Origin of the sequence: Salinactinospora qingdaonensis, assembly GCF_039539445.1 — a bacterium.
GTDB lineage: Bacteria > Actinomycetota > Actinomycetes > Streptosporangiales > Streptosporangiaceae > Salinactinospora > Salinactinospora qingdaonensis.
On the sequence record NZ_BAABDD010000061.1, the window covers coordinates 1 to 2987 of the forward strand.

4 protein-coding genes are annotated in these 2987 nt (G+C 72.5%); all 4 read left to right on the forward strand.

Annotation, left to right across the window (positions count from 1 at the left end):
- Positions 1–753, forward strand: a 753-nt coding sequence (locus ABD848_RS24725; RefSeq protein WP_344977569.1) for a hypothetical protein, incomplete at its 5' end; no start/stop codon positions are given.
- A gap of 84 nt (positions 754–837) precedes the next feature.
- On the forward strand, positions 838–1401 hold the full coding sequence (locus ABD848_RS24730) for a hypothetical protein (protein WP_344977572.1): 564 nt from the start codon (positions 838–840) through the stop codon (positions 1399–1401).
- Positions 1398–2597 (forward strand): styrene monooxygenase/indole monooxygenase family protein, encoded by a 1200-nt coding sequence (locus ABD848_RS24735; RefSeq protein ID WP_344977575.1) that lies wholly within the window; start codon positions 1398–1400, stop codon positions 2595–2597. Before ABD848_RS24730 ends, ABD848_RS24735 begins: the two co-directional genes overlap by 4 nt.
- A gap of 86 nt (positions 2598–2683) precedes the next feature.
- On the forward strand, positions 2684–2987 hold a 304-nt coding region (locus ABD848_RS24740), incomplete at its 3' end, for a class I SAM-dependent methyltransferase (protein WP_344977578.1).

Here is a 2987-nt window from a genome sequence, read left to right on the forward strand (position 1 = left end):
CGTGGGGTGTGGGAGCGGGCGTGGCCGGGGGTGTCGGTGGTCGAGTTGGCGGTGGCGGTGGGGATGCCGTTGGGGGCGGTGTTGGTGGCGGTCCAGGAGTTGCTGGAGCAGCCCCGCGAGGGGGGTGGGTGGTTGGCGCTGCGTCCGGCGGTGAGCCTGTCGGAGCCGGCGGGGGTGGCGTTGGCCCGCCGGCTGGACCAACTCGCCCCGGCAGGATCGAAGCGCCACGCGGCGGAGAAGCGTTCGGCCAAGCTCGTGATCGCCGGCGGCCCCACCGCGGGCAAGGAGGGCTTGGTGGCCAGTGTGGCCGGGGGCGAGGTGGCCCGGCTGGAGACGCTCATCCCCAACTCCGACCGACAGGAACACCGGCGGGTCGAGATGGGGTTCGCGCGGTGTGGTGTTGGTGGGGATGCGGCGGTGTTGGTGTTGGCCACCCCCAGCGTTCCGGTCGGGGAGCGGTTCTTGTGGCGTGATGTCGCTCGGGGGGCGGTGGGGGTGGTGGTGGCTGTGGACGCAGAGCGCCCGGACGAGGCGGGGCCGGCGTTGGCGGCCTGCCGGGAGCAGGGCCTGGCGCATGTGGTGGCGGTGACCTCGGGCTGCCCCCGCCCGGAGAGGGTGGAGGAGGTGGGGGCCGCCTTGGCGCTGGAGCCCGACATTCCGATCGTGGCGATCGATCCCGGTGAGCGCGGTGCGTGTATGCGTGCGCTGGCGGGGTTGGGCCAGGTGGTGAGGGCGCGGGGAGGCCACTCGTGAGGCCTTTGTGGTGGCCAGCGGCCGCACGTCATCCCCTCCAGATGGAGAACTGCAGCGCACACTCGCGGCTGGAACGGGGGCGGTATGTATTCGGCGCCCGGTGATGCGGCGGTCGTTCGGGTGGTGGTGGGTGCGCCGCGGTTGGAGGTGGCTACGGCGGCGGTGGGGGCGCTGTCGGCGGTGGCGCCGCTGTCCCTGGCCGATGTGGCGGGTGCTTTCCCGGCCGCGGCCGCCCCGGGGATGCATGGGGTGGGTTGCTATGGCTGGCATGGCTTCGGCCCGGGGCTGGTGGTCCACCTCTACGGCGCGCGTACCCGTCCCACGCCCCAATCCCGCGCCGAGGAGTGGCTGGCGGGGGTGGTGGGGGCCGTCGTGGTGGTGGCCCCCGACGAGATCGAAGCCGGCCGGGCCACGCTGGCCGCCTTGGAGGAGCAGGGTTGGCCCTATGTCGTGGCCGTGAGCACCCCTGACCCTGGCCCGGGGGTGCGGGCGCGCCTGGCCGCCGCCCTACCGGCCCCCGGTTCGGTGCCGGTGCTGGGGTGTGTGCCCGCGCAGACCGCGTCGATGCAGCGGGTGGTGTGTGCGCTGATCACCCGCGCCCTGACCCCCACCCCCACCGATGACGACGAGGACGAGGAGGAGTTGTGACGCGCGTGGCGATCGTGGGGGCGGGCCAATCCGGGCTGGTGTTGGCCCACACCCTGCTGGAAGCGGGCGTGGAGGTGGAGGTGTTCACCAACCATGATCCCAGCGAGCTGCGGTTTGGCAACGCCGAGCCCACCCAGGCCACCTTCCCCGCCACCCTGGAGGCCGAACAGCAGGCCGGGCTGGACGAGTGGTCGACGGCCGCGCCGCGGTTTGCCACCGTGAGCGTGTCAGCGCGCCCACCCCAGGCCGTGCCGGTGGGCTTTGTCGGCGCGCTGCCCGGGCAGGGTGGGGTGGCGGTGGATCCCCGGGAGAAGATGGCCGCCTGGCTCGAAAGCTTCGACCGGCGGGGTGGGCGGGTGCACATCCACGGGGTGACGGTTTCTGAGCTGGACTGGTATGCCTGCGCGGGGCGTTATGACCTCATCGTGGTGGCGGTGGGTGGCGGCGAGTTGGGCGCGCTGTTTGCCCCCGACGCCGAGCAGGCGCAGGCCGCGGGGCCGCGGGCGCTCTGCCAGGTCTACCTCGACGGGCTCCTTCCCGGTGAGGCTGATGTGCAGGTGGTCACCACCCCGCACGGCGAGATCTTTCGGGTGCCCATCCTCACCGGCCACGGCCCGGCCGAGAGCGTGTTCCTCAGCGCCCGCCTGGAGGGTGCGTTGGATTGTCGCCCCACCCACGGGCGCCGTGTCGATGTCTACGCCGAACTCCTCACCCGGCTACGCGCGTTCGCCCCCGACCTCTATGAGCAGTGCGCCACGGCGGAGGTGGTCGATGCCGGCGCGGCGATTCTCACCCGCACGAAACCGGCGCGGCGCCGGCCGGTGGGCTATCTGCCCTCGGGCGGGACGGTGTTGGGCATGGGTGACACGGTGCGGCCGTTGTGTCCCACCACCGGGCAGGGCTGGGCCGGCTCCACCCGGGCCGCCCTGACCTACCGCGACCACATCCTCACCCGCGCCAAGGACGGCGGGCCGTTCGATGCCGCGTTCATGCACCACGCGTGTGCCGACTACGACACCCACTTTGTTCAGCCCGCCGGTGGGTTCCTGCACATGATCGAGGGCTTCTGGTCCGGAGACCTCTCCGAGTCTGAGCGGCAGCGTTTCCACGAGGCCACGGTCGATCCCGAGGCCGCCAACGCCTGGCTCGCGCGCTGGGACCACCCAAGCCGGTCGGCCCCTCCTGTCGCCCCCTGACTCCCGAACCCGAGGGTGGGCGCGCTCGTTCACCACCCCTGTTGTGCCGTCTTTTGGATCTGTCGTGTCGAGCTGAGGAGCCTTCGATGTCTGTTCCCGCTTCGCCGCCTGCCGCTGTGGCGGGGGCCAACCCGGGGCTTTACACCCGGCTGGGGATGCGGTGGCGCTACACCCCGCAGGTGATCTGGTGGCGCCATCCGCGCGTGTGGGGGGTGCCCAACGCGGTGCTGCACACCCTGCTGGCCGCCCACGCCGGCCCGGTGCATCTGGAGGTGGGGGTGGGCAACGGCTACTTCCCCCACCGCCTGCCCCGCTGGAGCCCGGTGCGTACGGTGCATTTGTTGGATGTCAACCCCGCCTGCCTGGCCATCGCCGCCCACGCGTTGGGCC